The organism is Paraburkholderia sp. EG286A, assembly GCF_040965375.1.
Lineage (GTDB): Bacteria > Pseudomonadota > Gammaproteobacteria > Burkholderiales > Burkholderiaceae > Paraburkholderia.
The window spans coordinates 281,739-297,990 of sequence record NZ_JBFRCB010000005.1 but is presented as its reverse complement, the minus strand read 5'-3'; the positions used below and the strand labels follow the sequence as shown (position 1 = coordinate 297,990).

Annotated in this window: 12 protein-coding genes and 1 pseudogene; 8 read left to right on the top strand and 5 right to left on the bottom strand. The window is 65.9% G+C overall.

Translation table 11 applies throughout. The features are described 5' to 3' along the window. Nucleotides 1–30: 30 nt before the first annotated feature. From AB4Y35_RS24515 to AB4Y35_RS24505, 3 genes are all read left to right on the top strand, one after another. Nucleotides 31–453 carry a VOC family protein gene (locus AB4Y35_RS24515; RefSeq protein ID WP_368706351.1) on the top strand — a complete coding sequence of 141 codons (423 nt, stop codon included), beginning with the start codon at nucleotides 31–33 and terminating at the stop codon, nucleotides 451–453. After that, entirely contained in the window at nucleotides 396–1,754 is a 1,359-nt protein-coding gene (locus AB4Y35_RS24510; RefSeq protein ID WP_368706742.1) for an RNA polymerase sigma factor, read from the top strand. The genes AB4Y35_RS24515 and AB4Y35_RS24510 overlap by 58 nt, the downstream gene beginning before the upstream one ends. A 113-nt stretch (nucleotides 1,755–1,867) precedes the next feature. Beyond that, complete coding sequence (locus AB4Y35_RS24505) at nucleotides 1,868–2,938, top strand: hypothetical protein (protein WP_368706350.1); 1,071 nt, start codon at nucleotides 1,868–1,870, stop codon at nucleotides 2,936–2,938. Between the two features lie 15 nt (nucleotides 2,939–2,953). Here the strand turns inward: AB4Y35_RS24505 and solA are convergent, their stop codons facing one another. Beyond that, nucleotides 2,954–4,111 (bottom strand): N-methyl-L-tryptophan oxidase, encoded by a 1,158-nt coding sequence (solA, locus tag AB4Y35_RS24500; RefSeq protein WP_368706349.1) that lies wholly within the window; start codon nucleotides 4,109–4,111, stop codon nucleotides 2,954–2,956. A gap of 135 nt (nucleotides 4,112–4,246) precedes the next feature. Next, nucleotides 4,247–5,272: a LacI family DNA-binding transcriptional regulator gene (locus AB4Y35_RS24495; RefSeq protein ID WP_266232488.1), complete on the bottom strand. Its 1,026-nt coding sequence runs from the start codon at nucleotides 5,270–5,272 to the stop codon at nucleotides 4,247–4,249. 206 nt (nucleotides 5,273–5,478) lie between these two features. On the opposite strand from AB4Y35_RS24495, the gene AB4Y35_RS24490 reads away from it, so the two are divergent. The 5 genes and pseudogenes from AB4Y35_RS24490 (at nucleotide 5,479) to AB4Y35_RS24470 (ending at nucleotide 11,905) form a co-directional block, all read left to right on the top strand. Beyond that, the gene (locus AB4Y35_RS24490) at nucleotides 5,479–6,615 is read left to right on the top strand and encodes an ABC transporter ATP-binding protein (protein ID WP_368706348.1); all 1,137 of its coding nucleotides are present in this window, start codon (nucleotides 5,479–5,481) and stop codon (nucleotides 6,613–6,615) included. Nucleotides 6,616–6,727: 112 nt separating this feature from the next. After that, nucleotides 6,728–7,993 carry an ABC transporter substrate-binding protein gene (locus AB4Y35_RS24485; RefSeq protein WP_368706347.1) on the top strand — a complete coding sequence of 422 codons (1,266 nt, stop codon included), beginning with the start codon at nucleotides 6,728–6,730 and terminating at the stop codon, nucleotides 7,991–7,993. Nucleotides 7,994–8,060: 67 nt separating this feature from the next. Next, nucleotides 8,061–8,965, top strand: a pseudogene (locus AB4Y35_RS24480) (carbohydrate ABC transporter permease). Nucleotides 8,966–9,008: 43 nt separating this feature from the next. Continuing rightward, complete coding sequence (locus tag AB4Y35_RS24475) at nucleotides 9,009–9,860, top strand: carbohydrate ABC transporter permease (protein WP_133187218.1); 852 nt, start codon at nucleotides 9,009–9,011, stop codon at nucleotides 9,858–9,860. 77 nt (nucleotides 9,861–9,937) lie between these two features. After that, nucleotides 9,938–11,905, top strand: a complete 1,968-nt coding sequence (locus tag AB4Y35_RS24470; RefSeq protein WP_368706346.1) for a beta-galactosidase — start codon at nucleotides 9,938–9,940, stop codon at nucleotides 11,903–11,905. Nucleotides 11,906–11,986: 81 nt separating this feature from the next. Here the strand turns inward: AB4Y35_RS24470 and AB4Y35_RS24465 are convergent, their stop codons facing one another. The 3 genes from AB4Y35_RS24465 to AB4Y35_RS24455 form a co-directional block, all read right to left on the bottom strand. Then, nucleotides 11,987–13,060: a porin gene (locus tag AB4Y35_RS24465; RefSeq protein WP_368706741.1), complete on the bottom strand. Its 1,074-nt coding sequence runs from the start codon at nucleotides 13,058–13,060 to the stop codon at nucleotides 11,987–11,989. A 495-nt stretch (nucleotides 13,061–13,555) separates the two neighbouring features. Beyond that, nucleotides 13,556–15,118, bottom strand: coding sequence for an SH3 domain-containing protein (locus AB4Y35_RS24460; protein WP_368706345.1), 1,563 nt, complete (start codon nucleotides 15,116–15,118; stop codon nucleotides 13,556–13,558). A gap of 84 nt (nucleotides 15,119–15,202) precedes the next feature. Continuing rightward, nucleotides 15,203–16,249 carry an ABC transporter substrate-binding protein gene (locus tag AB4Y35_RS24455; protein WP_368706344.1) on the bottom strand — a complete coding sequence of 349 codons (1,047 nt, stop codon included), beginning with the start codon at nucleotides 16,247–16,249 and terminating at the stop codon, nucleotides 15,203–15,205. Between the last annotated feature and the right edge of the window lie 3 nt (nucleotides 16,250–16,252).

Below are 16,252 nucleotides of genomic sequence, written 5' to 3'. Positions count from 1 at the left end.
CATTGACCCGATCACAATGAGGCTTCCATCATGCATAAGCACATCTTCGTCAATCTGGGCGTGCGCGACCTCAAGCGCTCGATGGACTTCTTCGGCCAGCTCGGTTTCCAGTTCGACCCGAAATTCACCAATGACCAGGCCGCCTGCATGGTGCTGGGCGAGAACATGTACGCCATGCTGCTCACCCTCGATTTCATGCGCGGCTTCACCGACAAGGCGCTCGTGGACGCCCGCGAAAGCACCGAGGTGCTGACTTGCCTCTCGTGCGTGTCGCGCGAGGAAGTGGACGGGCTCGTCGAGAAGGCGCTCGCGGCGGGCGGCAGCTCGAAGCGCCCGCCGATGGAATGCGGCACCGAAATGTACGGCCGCAGCTTCGAAGACCCCGACGGCCATATCTGGGAACTGATGTACATGTCGCCGGCGGCGGTCGAAAAGGGCGCGCACGGCTCGTGACGCAAACGCGCGACCCTCACGACCCATTCACGGCGACGCGCCGCACGGTCGAGGCCGTGTGGCGCATCGAGTCGGCGAAGGTGATCGCCCACGCCGCGCGCATCGTGCGCGACGTGGGCGTGGCCGAGGAAATCGCGCAGGACGCGTTCGTCGCCGCGCTGGAAAGCTGGCCCGCGAGCGGCATTCCCGAGAACCCCGGAGCGTGGCTCATGACCGCCGCGAAACATCGCGCGCTCGACCGGCTGCGTCGCGCGGCCTCGCATGCGCGCGCGCACGAGGCGATGGGCGCGGACCTCGAGGCGCTCGAAGCGCACTTCGCGCCCGACTTCGTGGAGGCGCTCGACGCCGCGCGCGAGGACGAGATCGGCGACGACTTGCTGCGGCTCGTGTTCGTGGCGTGCCATCCCGTGCTGCCGAAGGATGGGCGCGCCGCGCTCACGCTGCGGCTGCTGGGCGGCCTCACCACGGCGGAGATCGCGCGCGCGTTCCTCGTGCCCGAGGCAACCGTCGCGCAGCGCATCGTGCGAGCCAAGCGCACGCTCGCGGACGCGAAGGTCCCGTTCGAAGTGCCGCGCCTCGCCGACCTCGAACCGCGGCTTGCTTCGGTGTTCGAAGTGATTTACCTGATCTTCAACGAGGGCTATGCGGCTACGGCGGGCCCGGACTGGACCCGGCCCGCGCTGTGCGAAGAAGCGCTGCGGCTTGGCCGCATGCTGGCGGAACTCGTGCCGCTCGAGGGCGAGGCGCACGGCCTCGTCGCGTTGATGGAACTGCAGGCTTCGCGCCTGCCCGCGCGGGTGGACCGGGCCGGGCGCGCCGTGCTGCTCGCCGACCAGGACCGCAGCCGCTGGGACGCACTCCTGATCCGGCGCGGGCTTGCCGCGATCGCGCGTGGAGCGGCCTGCGCCGGTGCGCCCGGGCCGTACGCGCTGCAGGCGGCGCTGGCGGCTTGCCATGCGCGCGCACCGAGCGCGGCGGCGACCGACTGGGCGCAGATCGTCTCGATCTACGACGCGCTGCTCGAACTCGATGCTTCGCCCGTCGTGCGCCTGAATCGCGCCGTGGCGGTGGGCATGGCGCAGGGGCCGCAAGCGGCGCTCGACCTCGTCGATGCACTGTGCGCGGAACCCGCGCTGCGCCACTATCCGTGGCTGCCGGCCGCGCGCGGCGATCTGCTCGAAAAGCTGGCGCGCGAAGCCGAAGCCCGCGCGGAATTCGAGCGCGCGGCCGCGCTCACGCAAAACGCGCGCGACCGCGAAGTGCTGCTGGCGCGGGCGCAATCGTGCGCGCCGCGCGCTTGAGGGCGCCGTCGCCGGAAGGGTCACGCTTGCGCTTCTGAAATATCGGGGCACAACGCTTGCTACCTGTGCGCGCGAACCCACCCACTTTGCGCGGCCCGGCGCGCAGGCTTCCGATGATTTCAAAAACGACGATTCTGGCGGTTTCGTGCTCGGCCTTGCTGGGCACGGCGTGTGTGCATCTCGGTCCGACGCGCTTGCGCGCCGATCAGGTCGACTACGCAAGAGCGCTCGGCGATGCAAAAAAGCGCGGCATACTCGCCGCGGTGATCGGGTTGCGTTACGGCGACGCGCCCGCCTTTCTCTCGGTGAGTTCGATCATCGCCGCGTATCAATTCGATTCGACGGCGGGCGCCACAGGCAATCTCGGCTCGGGCGCGCAGCCGAACTATGCGCTGGCGACCGGTAATATCTCCTGGTCGAATCGGCCGACTTTCACGTTCACGCCGACCACGGGCGAAGCGTTCGCCTCCGCGTACATCCGGCCGCTCGCGCCGGAGCTCATGATGCCGCTCGCCGAAGGCGGCATGCCGGTCGATCTGCTGCTGCGTATCGGCGCGCAATCGATCGGCGGGTTGCAGAACGGCAGCGCACTAGGCGGAGAGGGCAGCGCGGGCTCGGCGGGCTTCTTCCAGTTGCTGCAGGCGCTGCGGCGCCTGCAGCTGGCCGGCGAGCTGAACGTGGAGTCGCGCAGCGAGAACGGCAAGAACACGGTGTATCTCGCGCTCGGCGCGACGAACAGCGCGCAGTCGCCGCAAGTTTCGGCGGACCTCGCGCGCGTGCGCGAACTGCTCCATCTCGCGGCGGACACGCGTACTTACGAGGTCGTCTATGGGCCTTCGGCGCAGGGCGGCAATCGCATTCCGATGGTGACGCGCTCGGTGCTCGGCATCCTCACGAATATCGGCGCGCAGATCCAGGTGCCGGACGCCCAGGTGCAGAGCGGCGCGACCAAACCGACCGTCGGGCTGATTGGGGGCGAAACGCGGCCGATCATCATCGTGCACCAGGGGCCGAAGGCGCCCGCAGACGCCTATGTTGCGATCGAGTACGAGGGGACGGCGTATTGGGTCGATCGTGCCGACTTCGACTCGAAATACGCGTTCACGGTCCTGCAGAACCTCATGGCGCTCGCCGAGGCCGAAACGAGCAGCAAGGCGCCGGTCGTGACGATTCCCGCGAACTAGGCGTGAGCGGCGTCGCTACGCAAAGCGTTTGCGCGCGAACATTGCGAGGTCGATGCGGCTTTCGCCTTGCGTGATGCGCTCGGCGAGCGCCTCGCCGATCGCGCTGGCGAACTTGAACCCATGCCCGGAAAAGCCGGTCGCGATGTGCACGTTCGGGCAGGTGGGCACGCGGTCGATGATGAAATGCTCGTCCGGCGTCATGTCGTATTCGCATGCGCGGCCTGCGCGCAGCTTGCCCGCGCCCGGTAAGTAGCGTTCCAGGAAGGCTTGCAGATCGCCGAAATCGCCCGGCTCGGCGCCGAATGGCGCGAGCGGTGCGTCCGCCGCGATGGGCTCGCCGGTGTCGTGGCGGCCCAGCTTCAGGCCGCTGCCGTCGAGATCGGGAAACCCGTAATAGCCGCCCACTTCCGAGGCGACGAAAAAGCCCGGGAAGCGTTCCGGCGCAAAGAGGCCGGGCTCGCCCTCGAACCACGCGAACCCCTTGCGCACGCGCGTGACCGGAATATCGAGACCCAGCGGCGCGAGCAGATCGCGAGTCGATTTGCCGGCGCACACGATCAGGTCGCGCGCGGTGAACTTTTCGTTCCTGTCGGTCCAGACGTTGACGCTTTCCCGCCCGTGACACTCGATGCGCGTGACGCGTGTATTCGTGCCCAGCGTGGCGCCGAGCGCGGTCGCGAGCTGGCGGTAAGTGCTGATCGCGCGCTCGCAATAGAGCACGCCCGCGCCGGGTTCGAAGTTCGCGATCTGCTCTGGCCGCAGCCGCCACGCGGGCCAGCGTTTGCCGGCCGTGGCGGCGTCGAGCGTTTCCAGCGGGATGCCGTGGCTGGCGGCGCTCGCCTGCACCTCGCCCATGAACGCGTCGTCGGGCGAGCCGATATTGACGACGCCCGTGCGCACGAAAAGCTCCGTTTGCGTTTGCTGCTCGAGGTCTTCCCAGAGCTGCTGGGCGCGCAAGGCGAGCGGCACGTAGGCGGCGCCTTCGCCATAGGCGTGGCGAATGAGGCGCGTCGCGCCGTGATGTGCACCCTGATCGTGAGGCGGATCGCCGGCGTCGAGCAGCAGCACCTTGTTGCCGAGGCGGCTCAGATAGTAGCCGGCCGCCATGCCCATCGAACCCGCACCGACGATGAGCGTGTCGAAATGTCGATTGCTTGCGTTTGTGTCCTGCATGTAGTGCCCCGTGCGCGCCGCGGCGCGCAAACGTGTGTGCGCCCGGTCCCGCAGAGCGGGACGGGCGCACCGTAAAGGGCATTCATTGTCGGCGCTTCGCCCGCACCTGTCGAGCGAGGTCTGGCGCGTGCAGGGTCAGGCCCGGGCGCGCCGCTTGCGCGGCCCCGTAGACATGCGCGTGACGAGTTCGGGCGGCGGCCCGAGCACCATGGGCGGCTGCTGGTCCGGCTCGTCGATCAGGCGGATCAGGCTGCGGATCGACAGCTCGGCCACGGCCTCGGTCTGGATCGCGACCGTGGTGAGGGCGGGGCGCATCTGATGGGCGAGCTGAATGTCGGTGATGCCAATCACGGACACATCGTCGGGCACGGCGCGGCCCATGCTGACCAGCGCCTGAATCGCACCGATCGCGAGCAGGTCGTTGGTCGCGAAGATCGCGCTCACGCGCGGGTGCTGCGCGAGCAATTGCTGGCAGGCCGCGTAGCCGGAGTCGATCGAGTCGCGCACCTGCATCTGTGCCACGTTCGCGGGATCTACGCCGCCTTCGCGCAAGGCCGTTCGGAATCCTTCCGAACGCGCGTCCTGCAGGCCACCGCAGCCGTCGCCGATCAGCATGGCGATATTTCGGTGTCCCAACTCAAGCAGATGGTGTGCAGCGAGCGCGCCCGCGCGCGCGAAGTCCACGGCCACGCACGGCAGCACGGGCGGATTCTCGGGGTGTTCCCACATCGCCAGCAGAATCGGGCCGTTGTGCATGGCCGAGATGCACAGTTCGTTCATGGCGATGTCGGTGTTCATCACGAGCACGCCGTCCGCGAAGGTGCCCGCGATCTGGTTCAGGTAGGCGCGGCCGATTTGCGCGTCGTCGTCGGTGTTGCAGACCATCAGGAAGTGGCCCGCCTTGCGCGCGGCGCGCTCGGCCGCGAGCACGAACTCGGGATAGAACGGGTTGGAGATGTTCGAGAGCATGAGCGCGAGCGTGGACGAGCGCCCCTGCGCGAGCGCGCGTGCATTGAGGTTGGGCCGGTAGCCCAGCTCGGCGATCGCCTGCAGTACGCGCTCGGCCGTCTCGGGACGAACCTTCTCGCGGTTGCGCAGCACGTTCGAAACGGTAGCCGCCGTGACGCGTGCGCGCCGCGCGACTTCTGACAAGGTGACCATGTCGGACCTTTCCCACATTCAGGGAAGATGATTCAAATGTTGCAATGCTGCGGTCGGGTTTGCTACTTTTCTTCCACAACATCAACGGAGACAACGAATGCGCGATTATGCCGGATTCGAATTTAAGCGGTTAAATGCCCGCTGCGCAAGGGCTGCGGGGAGTTTTCCGCGTAAAAATTTAAGCGCTTAAATTTCGAGGCGAGAACATGGCGACGATACAGCTCTCGGGCGTCGGCAAGCGCTACGGCGATCATCCGCCGGTGGTGCGGCAGGTCGATCTCGACATCGGGCATCACGAGTTTTGCGTGTTCCTCGGGCCTTCCGGCTGCGGCAAGTCCACGCTGCTGCGCATGATCGCGGGCCTCGAGGAATTGAGCGAAGGCGAACTGCGCATCGGTTCGCGCGTGGTGACGGACGTGCCCGCCGCCGAGCGCGGCGTGGCGATGGTGTTCCAGAGCTACGCGCTCTTTCCGCACATGACGGTGTTCGACAACATCGCGTTCGGCCTGAAGATCGCCAAGGTGCCGAAAGCCGAAATCGAGCGGCGCGTGCGCGACGCCGCACGCAGCCTGCAACTGGAGACGCTGCTCGACCGGTATCCCAAGGCGTTGTCGGGCGGGCAGCGCCAGCGCGTCGCCATTGGCCGCGCGATCGTGCGCGCGCCCGGCGTGTTCCTGTTCGACGAGCCGCTCTCCAATCTCGATGCCGCGCTGCGCAGCCATACGCGCATCGAGATCGCGCGCCTGCATCAGCGCTTCACGGATGCGAGCGTCGTGTATGTCACGCACGACCAGGTTGAGGCGATGACGCTCGCCGACCGCATCGTGCTGCTGCATGCGGGCGCCGACATGGAGCGTCACGGCAGCGTGGCGCAAAGCGGCGCGCCGCTCGATCTCTATCACCACCCGAAGTCGCGCTTCGTGGCCGGGTTCATCGGCTCGCCGCGCATGAACTTCATCGACGCGACGGTCGACTCGGTGGATGAGGAGGGCGTGCGCGTCACGCTCGAAGGCGAGCAGACGCTGCTCGCCTGCGTGGACGGCCGCGCCTTGCAACGTGGCCAACCGGTCACGCTGGGCGTGCGGCCCGAACATCTGCGGCTGACCGGCGACGATCAATCGATTGCGTGCGCAACGGTGCTCGCCGAGCGCCTGGGCGAACACAGCTATCTGCATGCGGATCATGCGGCGGGTACGCTCGTGGCGAAGGCGCCGGGAGATTCGCTCATTGGCGTGGGCGAACGCATCCGCGTGCACGTGCCGCCGCAGGCGTGCCATCTGTTCGACGCCGAAGGCGCTGCGTTGCGCCGGCTCGCGGCAGCGCATGCGCCGGCGCTGGCCTGATTTCGTTATACCCCGCCGGTAGAGCGGGTCACCAGGTCTGGCGGCGCGGGTGCCGTCAGTCGACAAAGGCAGTCCAACAGCATGTTGGATGGATCGACACAGGAGACAACAGATGTTTTCCAATCGCTTGAAAACGTTCGGTTCGCTGGCCCGCGCCTCGGCCGCCGTTGCGATCGTGGCGGCGACGGCACTCACGAGCATGGCCGCCGACGCCGGGACGCTCACCGTCAACGTCTCGGCGCGCGCCAACCAGCGCTCGACATGGCAAGACGCCTTCGACCAGTTCAAGAAAGCCAATCCCGACGTCGACCTCAAGGTCTCCTATATCACCGAGGAGGCCTACAAGGTGCAGATGGGCGGCTGGCTCGCGACCGATCCGCCCGATGTGGTGTCGTGGCACGATGGCGAACGCATGGCCTATTACGCCGAGCGCGGCCTGCTGGAAGACCTCTCCCCGGACTGGGCCAAAAACGGCTGGAACGAGCAGTACGCGTCGGTGAAGAGTGCGTCCACCTGGAACGGCAAGCAGTACGCCGCGCCGCTGGGCTATGACGCCTATGGCTTCTTCTATCGCAAGGACCTGTTCGCGAAGGCCGGCATCAAGTCGGAGCCGAAGACCTTCGACGAATTGCTGGAAAGCTGCAAGAAGCTCAATGCCATTGGCGTCGCGCCCATTGCCGTGGCTGCGCGCGACAGCTGGACGCTCGCCGCCTGGTTCGACTATCTGGATCTGCGCATCAACGGCAACGAGTTCCATCAGAAGTTGATGGCCGGTCAGATTCCCTATACCGATCCGCGCGTGAAGAAGGTGTACACGACGTGGAAGACGCTGATGGACAACCATTGCTTCATGGAGAATGCACTGTCCTATGACGTGGATTCGATCGCGCCGGTACTCGTCAACGGCAAGGCGGCGATGATGCTGATGGGTACGTTCTTCTCGGCCAGCTTCCCGGCGAACATGAAGCAGGACGTGGGCTTCTTCCGCTTCCCGATCATCGACGCCAACGTGCCGACGGCCGAAGACGGTCCCGTGAACGTGCTGCTCATTCCGGCGAAGGCGAAGAACAAGGCCGACGCGCGCCGGTTGCTCGCCTTCATGGAAACACCCGCGATCAACGCCGAACTCGCGCACGGCTGGGGCCAGTTGCCTTCGAACAACAAGGCCGCCGAGCCTGACGATCCGATCTCCAAGGTGGGCTTCCAGACGCTCGCGAGCACGAGCGGCGGTATTGCGCAGTTCTACGACCGCGACATGCAGAAGGAAATGGCCGACGAAGGCATGAAGGCCATGCAGCAGTTCTACAGCGACCCGTCGCAGCTCGATACGCTGCTCGCGCGCCTCGAAACGACGCGCCAGCGCATCTACCACAAGTAAAGCCGCGGTGCGGCCGGCGCATTGCGCCGCCGGCCGCACCTTCTTCGATCACCGGCGAGACTTCACCATGTCCGATACCTTGGCGCGCCCCATCGGGGCGGCGCGGCCGCGTCGCGTCTCTACTGTGCGGCGGCAGCAGAATCGTGCCGCGCTGTTTTCCTGCTGCCGGGCTGCGCGCTCTTTACGCTGTGCGTGGTCTACCCGATCATCAGCAGCATCACGCTCAGCTTCTATAACTGGGACGGCATGACCGCGAAGACGTTCGTCGGCCTCGCCAACTACGTCGAACTGTTCCAGACCGACACGTTCTATACCGCGCTCAAGAACAATCTGCTGTGGCTCGTGTTCTTCCTGCTCGCGCCGCCGCTCGGCCTCGTGTTCGCGCTTTATCTGAACCAGCACGTGCGCGGCATACGCGCGGTGAAGTCGCTGTTCTTCGCGCCGTTCGTGCTTTCAGGCGTAGTGGTCGGTCTCGTGTTTTCGTGGTTCTACGATCCGACCTTCGGTCTACTGAAGATGATCGTCGGGCACGGCATCCCCGTGCTGGGCGACCCGAAGCTCGTGACGTTCGGCATCATCTTCGCCGCGCTCTGGCCGCAAACGCCGTTCTGCATGATCCTGTATCTCACGGGCCTCACGGGGATCAACCCCGAGATCGTGGAAGCCGCGCGCATGGAAGGCGCGAAGGGCTGGCGGCTCTTCTGGCACGTGGTGCTCCCGCAGCTGCGCCCGGCCACGTTCATGGCCATCGTGCTCACGGTGATCGGCGCGCTGCGCAGCTTCGACCTGATCGCCGTGATGAGCGGCGGCGGCCCGTTCGATAGCTCCACCGTGCTCGCGTACTTCATGTACGACCAGGCGATCAAGTATTACCGCGAAGGCTATTCGGCGGCGATTGCCGTCGTGCTGTTCGCCATCATGCTCGTATATATCGTGTTCCATTTGCGCCGCATGCTGCGCGAAGAACGCTGAATTGTCCGTCGATTTTACGTCGCTGTTCACGGAGTCGCTGCCCATGTATCCGCTTCCCGTCGATCGCTGGAAACCCGCGAATCGCGCACTCTACAAGATCTCGTTGCCCATTGCGCTCGTCATCTGGCTGCTGCCCATGCTCGCCGTGCTCGTCACGTCGATCCGCTCTACCGAGGAATTGCAGCAGGGCGACTACTGGGGCTGGCCGAAGCACTTCGCGCTGCTGGAAAACTACGGCGCGGCGCTCACGCAAACGCCTATGCTCCATTACTTCGCGAACAGCGTGCTGATCACGGTGCCTTCGGTGATCGGCGCTATCGCGCTGGCTTCGATGGCGGGCTTCGCGCTCTCCACGTATCGGTTTCGCGGCAACACGGCGGTGCTGTTCGCCTTCGTCGCCGGGAACTTCGTGCCGATCCAGATTCTCATGATCCCGGTGCGCGACATGGCGCTGCGCGTGGGACTCTACAACACCGTGTGGGCGCTCATCATCTTTCACGTGTCGTTCCAGACCGGATTCTGCACGCTGTTCCTGCGCAACTTCATCAAGCAGCTGCCGTTCGAGCTGATCGAGGCCGCGCGCGTGGAAGGCGCGAGCGAATGGGCCATTTACTGGCGCATCGTCATGCCGCTCGTGCGGCCGGCGCTCGCCGCGCTCGGCATTCTTGTTTTCACGTTCGTATGGAACGACTACTTCTGGGCGCTGTGTCTCACCCAGGGCGACGACGCCGCGCCGATCACGGTGGGCGTGGCGGCGCTCAAGGGGCAGTGGACCACGGCGTGGAACCTCGTGGCGGCGGGCTCGGTGCTTGCGGCGCTGCCTTCGGTGCTGATGTTCTTCGCCATGCAGAAACACTTTGTCGCGGGGCTTACCTTCGGCGCGAGCAAGGGCTGATCGAGCCCGGCCGCAGCCGAAGGCCCTTTTTCATCTCATTCGTATTACTGACGTTATTCCGAGGCGGATTGTCACTCATGCAAATCGGTGTCTGCTACTACCCCGAACAATGGCCGCAAACGATGTGGGCCGACGACGCGCGCCGCATGGCCGAACTCGGCATTACCCACGTGCGTATTGGCGAATTCGCCTGGAGCCGCATGGAGCCGCGCGCCGGCGTGTATGAATGGGCATGGCTCGACGACGCGATCGAAACGCTCGCGGCTCGCGGCCTGAAGATCGTGCTCGGCACGCCCACGGCCTCGCCGCCGAAGTGGCTCGTCGACGCGACGCCCGACATGCTCCCCGTGCGCGCCGACGGCACGCCCTGGAACTACGGCTCGCGCCGCCACTACGACATTGCGAGCGAGGCTTATCGCGCCCATTGCGTGCGCATTACGGAGGCGATGGCGCAGCGCTATGGCGCGCATCCGGCCGTGGTCGCATGGCAGACCGACAACGAACTGGGCTGCCACGACACCGTGCCGAGCTGGTCGAGCGCTGCGCAGTGCCGCTTCCAGACGTGGCTCGCGAAGCGCTACTCCACGATCGAGGCGCTCAACGAGGCATGGGGCAACGTGTTCTGGAGCATGGAGTACCCGTCATTCGATGCAGTGGGGCTGCCCGTGCGCACGCCGACCGACGCCAATCCGGCACATCATCTGGACTTTCGCCGCTACATGTCGGATGAAGTCGCGAGCTTTCACCGCGAGCAGGCGGACGTGCTGCGCCGCCACGCGCCGAATGCCGACGTGCTGCACAACTTCATGGGCTTCTTCACGACCTTCGACCACTACCGGTTCGCGGCGGACAAGGCCATCGACGTGGCGACCTGGGACAGCTATCCGATCGCACGCACCGAAGTGATCGGCTTGCCGGAAGCGCAAAAGGCGCGCTACGCACGCACCGCGCACCCGGACGTCTCGTCGTTCGATCACGACCGTTACCGCACGATCGGCGGCGGACGCTTCTGGGTGATGGAGCAGCAGGCGGGGCCGGTGAACTGGGCGCCATGGAACCCGGTGCCCGCGCCGGGCATGGTGCGGCTGTGGGCCTACGAAGCTTTCGCGCACGGCGCGGAACTCGTGTCGTACTTCCGCTGGCGGCAGTGCCCGTATGCGCAGGAGCAGATGCATTCGGGCCTCAATCTGCCGAATAACGAGCTGTCTCCCGGTGGCCGCGAGGTCGAGCAGGCCGCGCGCGAGATCGCGGCGAGCGACGTGTTGCGCACGCTCGCGCCGGCGGGACGCGCGCAGGTGGCGCTGGTGTTCGACTACGAAACGCAGTGGATGTTCGAGATCCAGCGCCACGGCGCGAGCTTCGACTATCAGACGCTCGCGTTCGAGTACTACAGTGCGCTGCGCGAACTCGGCCTCGATGTCGAAATCGTCTCGCGGCACGCGGATCTTTCGGCGTACCGGCTTGTGGTCGTGCCTTCGCTGGCCGTGATCGACGACGCCTTCGTCGATCAGATCGAGCGCAGCGAAGGGCTCTGGGTGTTCGGGCCGCGCAGCGGCTCGAAGACCGCGCACTTCGCCATTCCCGGCGACCTGCCGCCCGGCGCGTTGCAACGCCTGCTGCCGTTGCAGGTGCTCGAGGCGGAATCGCTGCGGCCCACGCTCGCGTCTGCGGTCACGCTAGCCGGCGTGCAGGGCGAGGCATTGCATTGGCGCGATCACGTGCGCGCCAACGGCGCCACGCGCATTCAGGCGCAATTCGAAGACGGCTGGCCAGCGTTGCTCTCGCATGGCCGCGTGCGTTACGCCGCAGCGTGGTTTGCGCGCGAACTGCACCTCGCCATGCTCGACGAAGCCGCGCGCGGCGCGGGCCTCGCAACGCAGCGCTTGCCCGAAGGCTTGCGCGTGAGCCGACGCGGCGGACTGTGCTTCGCCTTCAACTTTGGCGAGCAACGTGTGCAGGCGCCGGCCCCCGACGGGGCGCAGTTCGTGCTGGGCGCGCGCGAGCTTGCGCGAGGCGACGTGTGCGCGTGGCGCGAAACTCGCTGAGTCGCAGCTAGCCCGAGCGCGTGTTCCGCGTCGCGTCACGTCACGTCACGTCACGCGCGCGCCGCGGAACACTTGCGCGCATCAGAACAGATGCCGGATGCCGATGCTCGCGCCGACGGTCGAGCCGGAGACTTCAAAGAGCGCGTTGTTGATCGACAAGCCCGTGTCCATGCGTCCGTGATTGTTCACATAGCCGACCTGGCCGTAGAGCGTCGTGCGCTTGGAGAGGAAGAACTGCACGCCGCTCGACGCCAGCAGCGAGTGGTTGGTGCCGTCGTTGCCGTCGCGGGTGTACCAGACGCCCGCGTCGACGTCGAGGTAGGGCGTGATCATATAGCTGAGTCCGCCGGAGTAGACGCTGTTGTCGAACGACTGCGCAACCTTGTAAAGCGCATACGAAGCGTAGACCGTGAGCGCGTTCGGGAAGCGATAGCTCGCGCCGATCGTGCGGCCCACGAACTCGATGGTGCTCGGCACCGGCGTGGTGGCCGCGCTGCCTCCGGCATTGCCGCTATACAGCGCGCCTGTGATCGTGAAGCCCGCGATGTGGTAGCGCAGGCTCGCCGAATACTGGCGTCCCGCCTGGAAGTTGCCCGCTGCGCCGCCCATGGCGAACATGCCCATCGCCTGAATGCCGGCGATTTCCGGCGACGTATACGTAATCGCGTTGCTGTTGAAGAGGCCGGTCACGTAGACGTTGTTCACGTAGCTCACGAGACCGCTGCCGAAATACGACATGCCGCGCGGGTCCGTCTGGTAGAGCGAGAGGAAGAACGGTGAGTACTGCAGACCAGCCTTGACCGTACCGTAGGGACTTTCCATGCCGACCCACGCCTGACGCCCGAAGAAGTTGCCGTTGGAATTGCCGAACTGGCCGTTCGCGACGCTAATGCCGCTTTCGAGCGCGAATACCGCGCGCATCCCGCCGCCCAGGTCCTCGGCGCCGCGCATGCCGAAGTTCGAGCCGGACATGCCGCTGTCCGTGAAGGAGAACTGATGACCGGCGTTCTGGCCCGTCTGCGTGTTCAGCGTATGGCTCGTGTAAAGAATCGAACCGTCGACGATGCCATACAGGGTGACGCTGCTCTGTGCGCTTGCGACACCTACTGTGCCCATCAAACCGGCCGCCGCAAGGCAGCGGACCAGCCATTTCATGCCGAGGTTGTCGCGTTGTAACATTTCGTCATCCTTAGTGTTATTTATGGATTGAGATTGATGTGACAGGGTGTTGCGCACGCTTCAGGCCATGCTCCAGGCAAAGCCGGGGAGAAAGCTTCGGGCAAAAGGGGGCCGGGGTTCCTCGCAGAACCACACGAAACGGATTGCTGGGAGTGCTGCTCGAAGTACTACGCGCAGGACTGTGCGGAGTCCTGCGGTCTGGCGCGGCGGCCGGGGTCCTCTCGCGTGCGCAGAAGCAGCGTGGACGAGCGCGTGGTCATCGTGGGCTTGCGGCTAGGCATGAGCCGGATTGAATGCGCGTTCACCGATCGCTTCTCCCCTGACGAGAGGTGTGCAACGTTGACGGAATGCTACGTTCGATGGGAGCTATTTTTGTACGACCGTGCGGAATCTGTCACCCTGGGAGAAACGATCACATTTGCGCATCAATTTGTTGCATCCGGCGCATGATTCGGCGCGCGAGCGCCTCAGTCACCCCGCCGGATTCTCCTCGTCCTGCGCCGGCGGCGTGCTCCCCGCGGGCGCGCCGAGAATGCTGACCTGGAATACCGGCGTGCCTGCGAGCGATTCGAGGCCCGGGTCTTCGGGGTAGGCGAGCAGCAACGGGAAAATGACCGAGCCGCCAATCACGGCGCGGCGGCTGTTGTCGGCGGGGCGCAGGCCCCACACGTCCTGATAGACGAGCGGCACCGTCTTGCCGTCGCGCTCCGTGTTGCCCAGGTAGAGCATCACGTGACCGCCTATATAGATCAGCGTGCGCATGGGCGCCCCGTGCTGCACGAGCCAGTCGAGGCGCTGCGCGGGCGTGGACGCCGAAAGATCGGTCATCGCCCCGGCGTTCATTTGCGTGGACGAATGGCGCGGCAGCCACACGCCGAACGCCGCGAAAATGCTCTGCAGTTCGGCTGAGCAGTCGTTGTCGAAGTTCGTGTTGCCCCAGCCGTAGGGGCGCCCGATCAGGGCCTTCATCAACTGCGCGAGATGGCGCGGCGTGGCCGCGAGCGGCGCGGGCGCGATGGCGTTGGCATCGAGCGCCGCCGTGCGGATCGCCGCGCGGCCGTCTACGTCGCGGGCGGGCACGAGCACTTCGCCCGGCTTCGCGCCGGAAGCAGGCCGCAGCGGCAGCAGCGTGCCGGCGGGCGCATCGAAGCGGAACACGCCCGCGTCGTCGCGCAGCGCGGCGGACGCCACGACCACGACGCCGAGCGACTGGTGCGCCGCCGCGCGCCACGTCGACACGAAGCTTTCATCGACGCTCGCCACGCCGTCGCTGCGCACCCAGCCCTGCACGTCCGGCGTCTGCACGTAGCGCCAGGCGCCGTCGGTGCTCGTGCCGAGCACATAGAGCGGCGTGCCCGGCCGCACGGCGCTCACCTGCAGGTTGTCGAAGGGATAGCCTTCGCCTGCTATGCGATGTGAATAGAACGACGGGTCGATGGTGGGCAGTTCGCGCACGTACAGCGCCGTCGTGGCGATGGCGCGACGCCTGGCGTCGAAGCCGCTGGCCTGCTCGAACTGGTTGACGTTGGCGTTGCGCTCGATGGCGTCGATCCACGCCTTCGTGTGCGGCCGAAAATTCATGCCGTAGCCAATGCGGCGCGCCTCCTTGCCGGTGTTGTCGAAGTACGCGAGGCGGCGCGTCTGCAGCGCGGCAATGTCGCTGCCGCCGTCGCGATACACGCGCTGCTCGACAAACGCGCGATTCCACGGCGAGGGATCGTTCGGACCTGCACCGAAATAGCGCGCGACGAGCGCATCGAATTGCGCGTGCTGGACGTCGGGCGAAAGGAAGGGTTTGTCGTAGTCGGCGCTGGCCGGATCGATCCAGTGATCGACGTTCTGGTCGTAGTGCTCGATCGGGAAGAGTGTGACCGTATCGGGCGGGAGTGCCTGCGCGGCCTGACTCTGCGAGGCCGGGCCGGTTGCGCATCCCGGCAGCACGCACGCGGCGGCTAGCGCCAGGGCGAGGAAGCGGGCGCGCGGCGCCCGGGCAAAAGCGGAAAGGCGAAACGAAGAATCGAGGGCGGAGCGCATGGGCGAGCGGGCGGTTCGACAACCCGTGGATGATACAGGACGCGCCGCGCCCGCCGCCCCCGCTATTGCCCGAAAATCAAACGATCACTGCTCGATCTGCCGGTTCCAGCGCGAATCCCACTGCGCGCGGTGCTCGTTGATCACATCCCAGTCCACCACTGTCACCTTCTTCACGAGCTGGTCGAGATTGCCCAGGCTCTTTTGCATGTCGGCCGGCATGGTGGCGTTCTGGTTGGTCGGAATCTGCTTGCCGGCGGCGGCCGCCTTGCTTTGCGCAGGCGCTGAAAGCAGGAACTGCGCGAGCTTTTGCGCGAGTTGCGGGTCGGGATTGTTCTTCACCACGCACAGGTCCACGAGCAGCAGCACCGCGCCTTCCTTCGGGTTGGCGTAAGCGACGGGCAGGCCCTTGTCCTTCAGGTCGCCCACGGCGGTGGGCGTGAGCGGGAAGAGGCCGGCTTCGCCCGTCTGGATCATCTCCGAGAGCTTGGCCGAGTTCGGAATATATTCGACGACGTTCGGCCCCACCGTGCTCGCCCACTTCGTGAAGGCCGGCTCGACGTTGCTCTCGCTGCCGCCCATCAGGCGGTTGATGGCGAGAAAGCCGTGCAGCCCGAAGGTGCTGCTCGAAGCCGACTGGAATACCACCTTGCCCTTGTATTTCGGATTGGCGAAATCGAGCCACGAAGTGGGCGGCGCCCAGCCTTTGTCCGCGAACACCTTCGTGTTGTAGCCGATGCCGGTCATGCCGAGCTGCACGCCCGCGCCCACGTCGCCTTTCATGCGCGCGAACGGATACAGTTCCTTGAGCACCGGGGAATCGTCGAGCTTCTCGCACACGCCCATGCTCACGGCGCGCGCCATCACGCCGTCGTCGAGAAAGGCGACATGCATCTGCGGGCTGTTGCGGTTGGCGAGGAGCTTCGCGAGCACGTCGGAGGAGGTGCCCGGCACGACCACCACCTTCACGTTGTTGGCCTTCTCGAAGTCGGGCAGGACCTGGCTCGTGTAGGCCTTCTCCATCGGGCCGCCGTTCATGCCGATGTAGATCGTCTTCGTTTGCGACCAGGCGCCTTGCGAGATGCCCAGGGCGACGAGTGCGGCTAGCGAAGCCAGGGTGCGTGTGAGTTTCATCGA